The sequence below is a fragment of the Variovorax paradoxus genome (assembly GCF_009755665.1).
In the GTDB taxonomy this organism is placed as follows: Bacteria; Pseudomonadota; Gammaproteobacteria; order Burkholderiales; family Burkholderiaceae_C; genus Variovorax; species Variovorax paradoxus_G.
Window position 1 is genome coordinate 3695153 of record NZ_CP046622.1, and the last position, 13068, is coordinate 3708220.

A 13068-nucleotide genomic window follows, 5' to 3' on the forward strand; every position below is an offset into this window, starting at 1 on the left:
GTCAAAAGGGAACAACACATGAATCACCCCCCCGCCTCTGAGAGAGATTATTGGGACCGGATCTTGAAACTCGCCAAAGACAATGGCGGCAGCTTTACGCTGCATCAGATTCAGGAGGAATTTGATCTGACCAGCAGAGAAGTCAAGAAAATCACGAAGTTGATTGAAGAAAATCGCTCGGATGATGCTGTGGATAATTATGAGCGTGCAGAAAGCTCAGTTAAGGCGTGGGGTGGGCGTACCACATCAGAAGAATACGAAGAAGAAAAAACAACTTCTCCTGATATGCAGCGCATTAAAGGACTGCAAAAACTTGATGTCATAGCTTATCGTGAATTTAAATCAATCGACATCGATGATGATGAGGCCGTTCATGCAACTTTATTAAAATACTTAACGCTCAATCAAATCTTTCTTTACTCGCGACAGAAGGGAGTTCTCCATGGCTGGTTCTAATTCCTATCTGCTCTCGGAAATAGAGAATGAACGAATTTTTCGAGCAAGAATTCTTCCTAAACAGCTTGAAAGAGCAGGCTCAGGCCTTCATCCCGTCGAGCACCCCAAAATGGTCATCATCGGTGGCCAGCCCGGCGCGGGCAAGAGCCGCACCATGGGCGGCGTCGAACGCGAATTGACGCATCAGGGCGGTGCTCTCAAGATTTCACCGGACGATTTTCGGAAATACCATCCGGCGTTCAAGAAATTGAACATAGCCAACGACCGTACCTCATCAAGCTTCACCCACGAGGACGCCGGCATTTGGGCTGAAAAGCTCGAAAAGTACGGCCGAGCGCACAAGCTCAATGTCATTCTCGAAGGCACGCTGCGCACCCCAGAAAATGCCGCAGCGCGGTTGCAGGAGTACAAAGCTGCCGGCTACACCACCGACGTGCGCGTGGTGGCCACCCATGAGCGCACCAGTTGGCAAAGCGTGCACAGCCGGTATGAGTCCGACAAAAGGGATGATGACTACGGCCGCTGGGTCCCAAAAGACGGCCACGACTCCGCCTACAAGGGTGTTCTGGACAGTGTCGAAGTAATCGAAGCTCGAAAGCTATCCGACCGCGTCGGCATCTACGACCGCAACGGCAAGGCCATTTATCAAAACGAACTCAAAAACGGCCGATGGGAACATGCGCCTGCAGCCCGTGACGCCTTGGCTGGCGAGCGCAGCAAGCCTCTCACGCCTGCGCAATGGGAAGAGCATCTCAAGAATTTCGACAAAATCACCCGCAACGTCATCCGTCCGGGCCGCGCAGCCGGCGTAGAAGAGATCCAGGAAATCCAGCGACTGCGCGCCCGCTCCGAGACGATCGCCACCGAGCAACTTGGACATGCACCTGCCAGGTCCTTGGGCACCCGCCTCACGAAGTTGGGCGCTGCCGATGCCGCCATCGGCGCCACGTCGGGTTTCAAAACCTTCACCAAAATCGGTGGTGCGGGTAGCGGCGTCCTGATGGCCTACGGTGCCGTCAGCACCCGCGAGCAATACACCGCCCTGCAATCCCAAGGCAACCAATACGCCGCCGACGCCCTTCTGCGGGAGTACATGGAGAGCGCCACCCTGGGCCTGGCCGGCGGTTTCGCGGCAGGTGCTGCCTACGGTGCTGCGACAGGCTCATGGAGCGGTCCCGGGGCACTCGCCACCGGCCTGGTCGGCGGCGCCATCGGCGCCGTGGGTGGCGACTACATCGCCAAGGCCCACACCCAGCACAAGCTCGACCACCAAAGCGGCAGCGACGGCATCACCTACACCCATACCGCGCAAGGCTGGATGGGCGGCAGCGCTCCGGCGCCGGCCAGCCAGCTCGAGGCCCTCGAATACAAGCGCTCGACGGCCGTCACCTCGCTGGCGGTGGCCAACCCGCAGGTGCTGGACACCAGGAACATCACACTGGCCGATGCGCAAGGCAAGCAGATTGCGTGGCACGGCGACGGCAAAGGCCAGTGGACGGCTTCCGTGACCAACCCGGCCTACGATGCCGAAGCCTTTGCGCGCGACATGAGCACACGCATGTCCGATGCCATGCGGCAGCCGGGCGGTGGCTTGGACGGCAAGCCGGGCATGCCGCCGATGGCGCTGTCCGTGCCGCCCGTCAAGACCATCACCGCCGATGCCGCCACCAGCGCGCAACTCAGCCAGATCGCCGCCCAGCGCCAAAGCGCCAACGACCACTACCCGCAGATCGTCGCCAAGGCCTCCGTGATGGACTACTACGGCCGGGGTTGGGACAAGAGCGGAACGCTGCCCGAGTTCGCCACCAAGGCACTGAACATGCCGAGCGAAACACTCATCAAGGACCCGGCCACCGGCAAGATATGGGACGCCACAGCCAAAGGCTTTGAGCGCACCGAGCGCACTTACGTGCCGGAAGGCGACGGAGCGGTCGCGCGCGACGTGACAGTGCAGCCGAATGCGCAGGAAGCGGCGCGCCTGCTGCCGGCGCAGCAGCAAGCGCGTGAGGCCAATGCGCAGCAGGGAGCGCGGTTCATCGCGCAGACCTATGAGGCGGTCCAGCAGCAACAGCCGCAAGCGCTGCAGCAATCAGCGCCGCAGCGGCAGTCGCAGAACGCACCTGCGCGAACGGAGGCGGCAGCATCGGCATCGGCCGTCGTCACCAACGCCGCTCAAGGCCCTGTGCGCGAGGAGCCCAATGCCACGCGCCAGCAGACGCCTGCACAGCCGAAGCCCACGAGCGGCCACCTGACACCGCAGCAGATCGAGCGCATCACCACGCATGAATCGCGCATCGTGCCCACGCCGGGCGGCATGAGCTTTGCCGAGGCGCACCGGCGCCGCGACGAACCCGAGCAGATTTCCCCGGGCTCGTTGCGGCCCGTGGGCAAGCTGGATACATCCCAGATGGACAAGGGCAGCCCGTTGTACCGGATGCACCTGGCGCAGGAACAGGCCCATATGCGCGACCTGGAGATTGCGCTGGCGCAGGACAGGGAGCGGTTCAAGAACGAGCCGAGCCCTCAAAGGACACCGCAGCCTTCGGTGGAGCGCGTGCAGGACCGTGCGCCGGAACGCGTGCAGGAGCAGGCGCCGGCCGCCGGCGCCGAGGCGATGCACTCGCCGACAACCCACGCCTCAATGGCTGCCCCGGTGCACTCGAACCCTCAAGGCAATGCCGCGGCCATTGCGGCGGCGCAAGCCCAGGTGGCCGCAGCGCAAGCCCAGGCGGCTGCGGCGCAGGCCCAGGCAGTTGCGGTGCAGGCCGAATTGGCCCAGATGCACCAGCAGATGGCACGCATGGCCGCAGAGCGCGGACACGACGGCCTGGAGCGGCGTGATGAGCGTGATGAGAGGGATCAGCGCGATCAGCCTGGGACGACACAACTCGTGCAAGGCCGCGACACCCGACAAGATCTGGAGACTGGCACGCACGGCAAGCAGATATCCGTCACTGCCGCAGCTGACACGAGCCGCCCGTTGCTGCGCGATTTCAGCGACCCGGGTCATCCCCAGCATGCGCTGTACAACACCCTCAAAGACGGGCTTCCACAACGCACGGCGCCGCAGTTGCTTTCGCATCTGACGGCGGCCTGCTACAAGTCAGGCATCAAGCAGCCCGATGATCTGGCCCATGTCGTGGGCAGGGAAGGAAAGCTTCACTTTTTATCCCGCTCATTGTTCAGCCCCGGCACCACCGTCGACGTCACGCAGCCCGCGCCCAGCGTGCAGCAGACCATGCAGGAAGTACAGCAGTTCGACCAGCAGCGCGCAGCCGATCGCGCCCAATATCAGACACAGGCTGCCGCGCAAGCAAACCAGCAGCAGGGACCGGTGATGGGCTGACCGCCTCTGCTCTGCGGGCAGCGGCGCAATCCATGATCGTGCTCGACCTGAACAGTCCCATGACGGCCATGGCAGGGATGGATGCGGGCAAGCGCTTCATATATGTTCGAGGCCTCGGGCCAATGGACCCGGATCGTCGGGGGCGTCGTGCCACTCAGTCAGTCGTGTTTTCCATGCGCTTCGTAAGCGTACCCAGCTGCAGCTCGATGGAAAAGAGCCGCTCGTTCAGCACGGCGGTCTGCAGCCGTATGGCCTCGATGATGGCCTTGGTTTGCGGGTCCGAGGTGTTTTCGGACAGTTCCGCCAGGTCATGCAGCTTCTTGCGAAGTTCGTTGCTCATGGGAGGCTCCGTTCATCGTCTCGTCGTAGAGGCTGCAGTATGGGTCTTCGTCAGCGCCCCGGCAATGCATCGGGCGGTGCCTTGGGCTGCGCGGCCTCTCCGGCGCTGCGCAGCCGCACAGCCACCAGCGCGCCCACCGCAAGCAGCACCGCCGCGCAAATGCCGGCCGTCAACCGCAGGCCATGCAGCAAGGCGGCCCGGCCTGTGTCGAGCAGCTCGGCGCTGGCGGTGCCTCCGAGTTGGCCGGCCAGGGCCACCGCACCGCCAAGCGTGCTGCGCGCCGCCTCCACTTCGGCAGCACCCGCCAAGCCGGCCGGAACGGCATCGGCCATCGCGTTGCGGTAGATGGCGGCGCCGATGCTGCCCAGGATCGCAATGCCGAGCGCACCGCCAAACTCCGAGCTCGTTTCCGAAATGGCCGAGGCCACGCCAGCGCGCTCGGGCGGCGCGCTGCCCACCACCAGGTCGGTGGCGAGCGTGAACACAGGTGCCAGGCCGAGGGAAGAAACGACGGTGCTGGCCACCATCCACGCCAGGCCGCCCTCCGCGGGGAGCAACATGAGCATCGCGAATCCCAACGCCGCAACGCCCAACCCGCCGCCCATCACAAACGCAGGCCGCATGCGACGCACCAGCGCGGACACCACCATGGAGCCGGCAATGAAGGCGGCCGCGCTGGGCACGCTCCAAAGGCCCGCATGCAGCGGCGAAAGCCCGAGCACCAGCTGCAGGTATTGCGCGTTGTAGAGAAAGATGCCGAACATCACGAAGCAGGCCAGCATGTAGGCCGCCAGCGAGATGCCGAAGGCCGGCAGCCGGAACAGGCGCAGGTCGATCATCGGGTCGGCTAAGCGCCCTTGCCTGCGCGCGAACGCCCACCCAAGCGCCACGCCGGCCACGATGGCCAGTGCCGACACGGCATCCGGCCCGTGCTCCGCCACCTGCTTGATGCCGTAGATGGCCGCCAGCACCGCGCCGAGCGAAAGCGCCACGCTGGCCAAGTCGAGCCGCCCCGCTTCCGGGTCGCGGTATTCGGGCAGCAGGATGGGGCCGAGCACGAGCAGCAACACCATTACCGGCACGCCGATCAGGAACACCGAGCCCCACGGAAAGAACTGCAGCAGCACGCCGCCCAGCACCGGGCCGATGACCGCACCGGCCGAGTAGCTGGAAATCCAGACGCCGATGGCCACCGTGCGCTGCCCCGGATCGAGAAACATGTTGCGGATCAGCGAGAGCGTCGACGGTGCGAGCGTTGCGCCCGCCACGCCAAGCAACGCCCGCGTGGCGATGAGCATGTTCGCGCTGGTGGAAAACGCGGCCAGCACCGAGGCGATGCCGAAGGCCGCCGCGCCAATGATCAGCAGCCGCCGCCGGCCGATGCGGTCGCCCAGCGTGCCCATGGTGACCAGCAGCCCCGCAACGAAGAAGCCGTAGATATCGACGATCCACAGCAACTGCGAGGCGGTGGGCTTGAGGTCTTCGCTGATCGAGGGAATCGCCAGGTTCAGCACCGTGAGATCCATCGAATACAGCATGCACGGCAGCGCGATGACGGCAAGCCCCGTCCACTCGCGCGCCGTTGCGCGGGCCGGCGGCGGTCTGCCGGCAGACTCTTCGCGCCCGCCCGTCATTCAGCCGCTTTCGCCAACCATTGCTCGAGCTTGACCATGGCGCCGGTCCAGCCATGCTCGTGTCCGTCGCGGGCCACCTCGTCGAAGAACTGCTCGTGCATCAGCACCAGCTCGCAGCCGTTGCCGTCGGGCTCGATCCGCACGGTGACGCGCGACTCGCGCTCCGGCGTGCTGCGCCAGGCCCAGCTGAAAACCAGCTTGCGGTTGGGCACGAGCTCCTGGTAGACACCGCTCACGTCATGCGTCTCGCCATCGGCGGCGAGCATGGTCACGCGGAAGCGGCCGCCCACGCGCAGGTCGACTTCGGCCAGCGGAACGGAAACGATTTCTTCCGGGCCGAACCAGGCTTTCAGCGCTTGCGGGTCGGTCCACGCGCGCCAGACTTTTTCGGCGGCGACGGGGTAGTGCCTGCGGAGGGTGAGCGAGGGTCGCTCCTTGGCGGATGCGGCAGGTTTTGCCATTCGGTCTCCTCTTGGTGATAGAGATAGCGGGCCAGTGCATCGAGGCGCCCGGTCCAGAATTTCTCATAGCGCGACAACCACACGGCAGCCTCCTGCATGGGCCGCGGCGAGAGTTCGCACTGCACGACCCGGCCCTCTTTCGTGCGCGAGATAAGGCCAGCGTCTTCGAGCACCCGCAGGTGCTTCATGAAGCCGGTGAGCGACATGCCGTGCGGCTCTGCAAGCTCGGTCACGCTGAGGCTGCGCTCGCCCAGGGTCTCGAGCACGGCGCGGCGCGTCGGGTCGGACAGGGCGGCAAAGACGGCGTCCAGCGAAACGGGATCTGAGTGAACCATATGGTTTAGTATCCCGTCGCGCTTCAGGCTCGTCAAGCCATCGCTGGAATCAGCCCTTCCCCGCAGATGTCTTTGGGAACGCTTTATGCGTGCTGCACCGCGGCACAACCACCATCTGCATCACCGCAAAGGAGCGCCCCATGCTGGACCGAACCGCTACCCAGTTCTCCCACGTCAAGCCCGGCGATACGGAGTTTGTCTCCGGCGGCCTGCGCGATTTCTTTCTTTACCGCGACCTCGGCATTGCGGAGGCTACCAACGGCAAAGTCATCGCGCACCTCGTCAAGGCCAACATGGCACCGGAAGCGGGCACCGGCTGGCACCGCCACGAGGCGGACTTCCAGATCGTGATCATGGTCAAGGGCTGGGCCCGCTTCATGTACGAGGACAAGGAAACCCTGGTCGAAGCCGGCGATGTGGTGCACCAGCGGCCCGGCATCCGGCACTTCCTGTTCGACTACTCGCCGGACATGGAATACCTGGAGATCGTCTCGCCGGCGGACTTCAAGAGCGTCGACGTCGAGCCGGTTTGCGAGATTCCGCCGCCTAAGCCCTGGCCCTGAAAAGCGCGCGCAGTGCCTGCGGTCAGTGCGAAACCAGCATCCCGCTCACCAGAAGCGCGGCAAACAACCCGGTTACCGCACGCCATGAGGCTGGCCGCACTTCCACCCACCGGTAAAGCACAAACGCGGCCGCTACCGAAAGACCGAAGGTGACCGCCATGCCGAGCGCATCGATCCACGCGGAATGTGGCCCCAGCTGCGCAACCGCTGCATTCGTGGCCAGGAGCACCGGAAAGTGAATGAGGAACAGCGAATACGAAATGCGGCCGAGGCGCTGCAGCGGCATGGCGGCATCCGGCTGGCCGGCCAGCGAAAGCCAGCCCTTGCGCTGGGCAACAGCAATCAGCAATGCGCTCACCAGCGCAATGGCAATTCGGCTGCGCCAGTCGATGGCCAGCGCGCCCACGCCGGTCAGCGCCAGTAGCGCGATGGCGCTTTGCCAGGTGCTGTCGCGCGTGGCGCGCCCGATCCAGAACACCAGCATGCCGAGGCCGTAGGCGCCGAAAAAATAGAAAGCCGTGTCGTCGAGCCTGGCATTGCGGTTGAAGAGCACCAGCGAGGCTGCCGCCAGCCCCAGCACAAGCGCCACGGGAATCCAGCGTTCACGAGACGCTGCTGCCGCCGGGGCCGCCCTGCCCCGCCGCAGCATGGCCGGCATTCCCACGAGCACGAGCGCGAGCACGAAGAGCTGAAAATCGATCGCCACGTACCACACGCCGGTGGAGAGCGAGTCGTAGCCCAGCAGGTCTTGCATCAGCAACCCGTGCGCCAGCAACTGACCGATGCTCGGCGAAGCCGGCACGTCGTCACCGCTCATCCACGGGCGCACGAATGCGGCGACCAGCACGCACACGGTGAGCGCAGCCAAGTAGGGCATCACCAGCCGGCCATAGCGCTGCAGGATGCGCGCAACCGGCCTGTCGACGCGCAGCACGCCGTCGGGCGCCAGGCTGGCAGCCGCCAGAAAACCCGCGATCACCAGGAACACCTGCACGGCAAGCCGGCCATCGTCGGCCAGCCAGCCAAGGAAGGTGGGCGCAAGGGGAAGAGCCCCCGCCGGCATTGCGCCGTAACGCGACAGGTGGTGCCCGACGATCACCGCGCAAGCGATACCCTTGGCAATGTCGAGCAGCGGCATCCGCCCGCGCTGCGGGAGCTCCGCGGCAGGTGCCGGTTTGTGCCCGCCGTTCAAAGCGCGAGCCGCTGCCTCGCCTGCTGGTATTCGCGCTTGAGCTTTTCGATGAATGCGGCGGCGCTGGCCACTTCGGTAACAGCGCCGATACCCTGGCCCGAGCCCCAGATGTCTTTCCAGGCCTTGGCCTTGCTGCCTTCTCCGGCGGCGAAGTTCATGGTCTTCACGTCGCCTTCGGGCAGGTTGGCCGGGTCCATGCCGGCCTTGACGATGCTCGGCGCCAGGTAGTTGCCGTGCACGCCGGTAAAGAGGTTCGAGTACACGATGTCGTCGGAGGTGCCCTCGACAATGGCCTGCTTGTATTCATCGCTGGCACGCGCTTCTTCGGTGGCGATGAATGCGGTGCCGATGTACGCGAAGTCGGCGCCCATGGCCTGCGCCGCGAGCACCGCGCCGCCGGTGGCAATGGAGCCCGACAGCGCAATGGGGCCGTCAAACCACTGGCGGATTTCCTGCACCAGCGCAAACGGGCTCTTCACGCCCGCATGGCCGCCGGCACCGGCTGCCACGGCGATGATGCCGTCGGCGCCCTTCTCGATGGCCTTCTGCGCGAACTTGTTGTTGATGATGTCGTGGAGCGTGACGCCGCCGTAGCTGTGCACTGCATCGTTCACGTCGGTGCGCGCGCCCAGCGAGGTAATGACGATCGGCACCTTGTACTTCACGACCATCTCCATGTCGTGCTCGAGCCGGTCGTTGCTCTTGTGCACGATCTGGTTGATGGCGAAAGGGGCTGCGGGCTTGTCCGGGTTGGCCTTGTTGTAGGCCGCGAGTTCCTCGGTGATTTCGGCGAGCCAGTCTTCGAGCTGCGCAGCGGGGCGGGCGTTGAGTGCCGGCATCGAGCCGACCACGCCGGCCTTGCACTGCGCGATCACGAGCTTGGGGTTGCTGATGATGAACAGCGGCGAGCCGATGATCGGCAACGGCAGGTTCGCGAGCACGGGGGGCAGCTTGGACATGTCTTCTCCGGAATGAGTTTCGGTTTTATATAAGAGGAAGGCCGCGCCGCCCGTCAGGTGGGCGACACATGGCCTTGGGTCAGAAGGCGTCGAGTGCCAGTGCCGTGACGCTTTCCGCGCCGTCGACGATGCTGTCGCGGATGCCCGGCACCTTGTTCAGGATGTGCTCGGCGTAGAAGCGCGCGGTGGCAACCTTGGCTTGCATGAAATCGGTGTCGACGCTGCGCGAAGCAAGGTCTTGCGCAATGATCAGCGAGCGTGCCAGCTGCCAGCCGGCCACCAGGTTGCCCGCCAGCATCAGGTAAGGCACGCTGCCCGCAAACACCGCATTGGGCGATGCCTTGGTCTGGCCCGCGACGAAGTCGACCACCTCGATGAAAGCTTCGCGCGCGGCCTTCAGGCGCTTGAGGACGGCAGCCGCGGCGGGGCTGCTGTTCTTGGCTAACTCGGCTTCGGTCTTCTCGATCTGCGCCGCAATGGCCTTGGCCGTCTGGCCGCCGTCGCGCGCCGTCTTGCGGCCGACAAGATCGTTGGCCTGGATGGCCGTGGTGCCTTCGTAGATGGTGAGGATCTTGGCGTCGCGGTAGTACTGCGCCGCGCCCGTCTCCTCGATGAAGCCCATGCCGCCGTGCACCTGCACGCCGAGCGAGGTCACTTCCAGGCTCATCTCGGTGCTGTAGCCCTTCACCAACGGCACCATGAATTCGTAGAACGCCTGATTCTGCTTGCGGGCTTCCGCATCGGGGTGGTGGTGCGCCGCGTCGTAGGCGGCTGCCGCCACGCTGGCCATGGCGCGGCAGCCTTCGGTGTAGGCACGCATCGTCATCAGCATGCGCTTGACGTCGGGGTGGTGAATGATCGGCGCACTGGCGTTCATCGAACCGTCGACCGGGCGGCTCTGCACGCGGTCTTTGGCATAGGCCACGGCATGCTGGTAGGCGCGCTCGGCAATCGCAATGCCCTGCATGCCCACGGCGTAGCGGGCCGAATTCATCATGATGAACATGTACTCGAGGCCGCGGTTCTCCTGGCCGACGATGTAGCCCACGGCACCGCCGTTGTCGCCGTACTGCAGCACGGCGGTAGGACTGGCCTTGATGCCCATCTTGTGCTCGATGCTCACGCAGTGCACGTCGTTGCGCTCACCCAGCGACCCATCCTTGCCCACGATGAACTTGGGCACCACGAACAGGCTGATGCCCTTCACGCCCTCGGGCGCGCCGGTGACGCGCGCAAGCACGAGGTGCACGATGTTCTCGGCCATGTCGTGCTCGCCATAGGTAATGAAGATCTTGGTGCCGAAGATCTTGTAGGTGCCGTCAGGCTGCCCGGATGGACTCACCTGCGGTTCGGCGCGGCTGCGCACCAGCGCAAGGTCGCTGCCGGCCTGCGGCTCCGTGAGGTTCATGGTGCCGGTCCATTGGCCGCTCACCAGCTTTTCCAGGTACACCGCCTTGAGCTCGTCGGAGCCGGCCGTGAGCAGCGCCTCGATGGCGCCGTCGCTCAGCAGCGGACACAGCGCAAAGCTCATGTTGGCCGAGTTGAGCATCTCGCCGCAGGCCGCGCCGATGGTCTTGGGCAGGCCCTGGCCGCCAAAGTCCGCCGGATGCTGCAGGCCCTGCCAGCCGCCCGACACATACTGTGCGAAGGCTTCCTTGAAGCCCGGGGTGGTGGCTACCTCTCCGCCCTTGAACGACGAAGGATTGCGGTCGCCCTCCACATTCAGCGGCGCGACCACGTCCTGGTTGAAGCGCGCGCATTCTTCGAGCACGGCTTGCGCGGTTTCGAGGCCTGCGTCTTCAAAGCCGGGCAGCCTGGCGATCTCGCCGATGTTGGCCAGGTGCTCGATGTCGAACAGCATGTCCTTGAGTGGGGCGGTGTAGCTCATCTCTTGTCTCCAGATACAGCGGATACGAAAAGGGCATCGCGAACGATGCCCTTCGGCTCAGTGCGGCAATCGCGTCAGAGCGCCTTGACCAGTTCCGGCACGGCCGTGAACAGGTCGGCCACAAGGCCGTAGTCGGCCACCGAGAAGATCGGTGCTTCTTCGTCCTTGTTGATAGCGACGATCACCTTGGAGTCCTTCATGCCGGCCAAGTGCTGAATGGCGCCCGAGATGCCGGCTGCGATGTACAGCTGCGGCGCAACGATCTTGCCGGTCTGGCCCACTTGCCAGTCGTTGGGTGCGTAGCCTGCGTCCACTGCGGCGCGGCTGGCGCCCAGGCCGGCGTTGAGCTTGTCCGCCAGGGGCGTCATCACTTCGGTGAACTTCTCGGCGCTGCCGAGGGCCCGGCCGCCCGAGACGATGATCTTGGCGGCGGTGAGTTCGGGGCGGTCGCTCTTGGTGACTTCGCGGCCCACGAAGCTCGACTTGCCGCTGTCGGCCACGCCTTCAGCGGTTTCGACCGCTGCGCTGCCACCGGTGGCGGCTGCGGCGTCGAAGCCGGTGGTGCGAACCGTGATCACCTTGGTGGCGTCGCTGCTCTGCACGGTGGCAATGGCGTTGCCGGCGTAGATCGGGCGCTCGAAGGTGTCGGGGCTCTCGACCTTGGTGATGTCGGAGATCTGCGCCACGTCGAGCTTGGCGGCCACGCGCGGAGCGACGTTCTTGCCGTTGGCGGTCGAGGGGAACAGGATGTGGCTGTAGTTGGAGGCAATGGCCAGCACCTGGGCAGCCACGTTCTCTGCAAGGTTCTCGGCGAGCGAGGGGCTGTCGGCCACAATGACCTTGGCCACGCCTGCGATCTGCGCGGCGGCCTTGCCGGCTTCAGCGGCATTGGCTCCGGCAACGAGCACGTGCACGTCGCCGCCGCAGGCAAGCGCCGCGGTCACGGTGTTGAGGGTCGCGGGCTTGACGGTCGCGTGGTCGTGTTCGGCAATAACTAGTGCGGTCATGTCGTTGTCTTCCTCAGATCACTTTGGCTTCGTTCTTCAGCTTGTCCACCAGGGTGGCGACGTCGGGCACCTTGATGCCGGCACCGCGCTTGGGCGGCTCGCTGACCTTGAGGGTCTTCAGGCGGGGCTTCACGTCCACGCCCAGGTCTTCGGGCTTGAAGGTGTCGAGCTGCTTCTTCTTGGCCTTCATGATGTTGGGCAAGGTGACGTAGCGCGGCTCATTCAGGCGCAGGTCGGTCGTGATGACGGCCGGCAGGCTGAGCTGGATGGTTTCCAGGCCGCCGTCGACTTCGCGCGTGACGGTAGCCTTGCCGTCGGCCACTTCGACCTTCGAGGCGAAGGTGGCTTGCGGCAGGTCGGTCAGGGCGGCGAGCATCTGGCCCGTCTGATTGGCGTCGTCGTCGATGGCTTGCTTGCCCAGGATGACGAGCTGGGGCTGTTCCTTCTCGACCAGCGCTTTCAGCAGCTTGGCCACGGCCAGGGGCTGGAGCTCTTCGGTGGTCTCGACCAGGATGCCGCGGTCGGCGCCGATGGCCATGGCGGTGCGCAGAGTCTCTTGGCACTTGGCATCGCCGCAGGAGACGGCGATGACTTCGGTCACAACGCCCTTCTCTTTCAGGCGAACGGCTTCTTCAACGGCGATTTCGTCGAAGGGGTTCATGCTCATCTTGACGTTGGCAATGTCCACCCCGGTGCCGTCGCTCTTCACGCGCACCTTGACGTTGTAATCGACGACCCGTTTGACAGGCACTAGAACCTTCATTGACTTGACTCCATTGGATTGCAAAAAGGGGGCTTCGAGGGCAACCGGTCATTCTAGAGTCCGACCTTTGCCGCCTCTGCTTTCATGGCGATTGGCACTGCGGGCAACAAAAAAGAACGATCGT

12 protein-coding genes are annotated in these 13068 nt (G+C 64.6%); 3 read left to right on the forward strand and 9 right to left on the reverse strand.

What is annotated here, in order from left to right:
* Positions 1-18: 18 nt before the first annotated feature.
* Together GOQ09_RS17190 and GOQ09_RS17195 are read left to right on the forward strand one after the other, a co-directional pair.
* The gene (locus tag GOQ09_RS17190) at positions 19-456 is read left to right on the forward strand and encodes a hypothetical protein (RefSeq protein ID WP_157614619.1); all 438 of its coding nucleotides are present in this window, start codon (positions 19-21) and stop codon (positions 454-456) included.
* Positions 443-3802, forward strand: coding sequence for a zeta toxin family protein (locus GOQ09_RS17195; protein ID WP_157614620.1), 3360 nt, complete (start codon positions 443-445; stop codon positions 3800-3802). The genes GOQ09_RS17190 and GOQ09_RS17195 overlap by 14 nt, the downstream gene beginning before the upstream one ends.
* Before the next feature lie 154 nt (positions 3803-3956).
* Here the strand turns inward: GOQ09_RS17195 and GOQ09_RS17200 are convergent, their stop codons facing one another.
* From GOQ09_RS17200 to GOQ09_RS17215, 4 genes are read right to left on the reverse strand one after another with little or no spacing between them, the layout of a single operon-like run.
* Positions 3957-4142 (reverse strand): hypothetical protein, encoded by a 186-nt coding sequence (locus GOQ09_RS17200; RefSeq protein ID WP_126749054.1) that lies wholly within the window; start codon positions 4140-4142, stop codon positions 3957-3959.
* Between the two features lie 50 nt (positions 4143-4192).
* Positions 4193-5776 carry an MFS transporter gene (locus tag GOQ09_RS17205; RefSeq protein WP_157614621.1) on the reverse strand — a complete coding sequence of 528 codons (1584 nt, stop codon included), beginning with the start codon at positions 5774-5776 and terminating at the stop codon, positions 4193-4195.
* Entirely contained in the window at positions 5773-6237 is a 465-nt protein-coding gene (locus tag GOQ09_RS17210) for an SRPBCC family protein (protein ID WP_157614622.1), read from the reverse strand. Before GOQ09_RS17210 ends, GOQ09_RS17205 begins: the two co-directional genes overlap by 4 nt.
* Entirely contained in the window at positions 6126-6572 is a 447-nt protein-coding gene (locus tag GOQ09_RS17215) for an ArsR/SmtB family transcription factor (RefSeq protein ID WP_157616749.1), read from the reverse strand. Before GOQ09_RS17215 ends, GOQ09_RS17210 begins: the two co-directional genes overlap by 112 nt.
* Before the next feature lie 140 nt (positions 6573-6712).
* Between GOQ09_RS17215 and GOQ09_RS17220 the strand changes: the two genes are divergently transcribed.
* Positions 6713-7135, forward strand: coding sequence for a cupin domain-containing protein (locus GOQ09_RS17220; RefSeq protein WP_157614623.1), 423 nt, complete (start codon positions 6713-6715; stop codon positions 7133-7135).
* A gap of 22 nt (positions 7136-7157) precedes the next feature.
* Here the strand turns inward: GOQ09_RS17220 and GOQ09_RS17225 are convergent, their stop codons facing one another.
* From GOQ09_RS17225 to GOQ09_RS17245, 5 genes are all read right to left on the reverse strand, one after another.
* Entirely contained in the window at positions 7158-8273 is a 1116-nt protein-coding gene (locus GOQ09_RS17225) for an acyltransferase family protein (RefSeq protein ID WP_157614624.1), read from the reverse strand.
* Between the two features lie 50 nt (positions 8274-8323).
* Positions 8324-9286 carry an NAD(P)H-dependent flavin oxidoreductase gene (locus GOQ09_RS17230; protein ID WP_157614625.1) on the reverse strand — a complete coding sequence of 321 codons (963 nt, stop codon included), beginning with the start codon at positions 9284-9286 and terminating at the stop codon, positions 8324-8326.
* Between the two features lie 79 nt (positions 9287-9365).
* Positions 9366-11174 (reverse strand): acyl-CoA dehydrogenase, encoded by a 1809-nt coding sequence (locus GOQ09_RS17235; RefSeq protein WP_157614626.1) that lies wholly within the window; start codon positions 11172-11174, stop codon positions 9366-9368.
* 74 nt (positions 11175-11248) lie between these two features.
* On the reverse strand, positions 11249-12181 hold the full coding sequence (locus tag GOQ09_RS17240; protein ID WP_157614627.1) for an electron transfer flavoprotein subunit alpha/FixB family protein: 933 nt from the start codon (positions 12179-12181) through the stop codon (positions 11249-11251).
* Between the two features lie 13 nt (positions 12182-12194).
* Complete coding sequence (locus tag GOQ09_RS17245; protein ID WP_157614628.1) at positions 12195-12944, reverse strand: electron transfer flavoprotein subunit beta/FixA family protein; 750 nt, start codon at positions 12942-12944, stop codon at positions 12195-12197.
* Between the last annotated feature and the right edge of the window lie 124 nt (positions 12945-13068).